This window comes from Ensifer sp. ENS06 (genome assembly GCF_014852205.1).
GTDB lineage: Bacteria > Pseudomonadota > Alphaproteobacteria > Rhizobiales > Rhizobiaceae > Ensifer > Ensifer adhaerens.
On record NZ_JACVBC010000047.1, the window covers coordinates 1 to 476 of the forward strand.

2 protein-coding genes are annotated in these 476 nt (G+C 63.4%); both read left to right on the forward strand.

The annotated features are described in order from the left end of the window. On the forward strand, positions 1-320 hold a 320-nt coding region (locus IB279_RS36765), incomplete at its 5' end, for an ABC transporter permease subunit (protein ID WP_192341261.1). 31 nt (positions 321-351) lie between these two features. Next, on the forward strand, positions 352-476 hold a 125-nt coding region (locus IB279_RS36770; RefSeq protein ID WP_192341263.1), incomplete at its 3' end, for an ATP-binding cassette domain-containing protein.

Here is a 476-nt window from a genome sequence, read left to right on the forward strand (position 1 = left end):
TGTCTCTCGGGGCATCGGGCTGGCAGACCTTCTGGCATGTGACGCTGCCCAACATCAAATGGGGGCTGCTTTACGGCGTGCTTTTGTGCAACGCCCGCGCCATGGGCGAGTTCGGCGCCGTCTCGGTGGTGTCCGGCCATATCCGCGGCGAGACCAACACCATGCCGTTGCAGGTCGAAATCCTCTATAATGAATACAACTTCGTCGCCGCTTTCGCGGTGGCGGCGTTGCTGGCGCTGCTGGCGCTGATCACCCTGATTTTGAAGACGGCGCTGGAGATCCGCTACAGCGCCGAGATCGCCGCCAGCCGCAGGCACTGACCGGGAAAGCCGGCATTCGAAAGGTATTGTCATGGACGTGCGCGTTCACAACATCCGCAAGGAATTCGGCCGCTTCCCGGCGCTCGACGACGTCTCGCTCGACATCCGCTCCGGCGAGCTGATCGCGCTGCTCGGCCCCTCCGGCTCCGGCAAGAC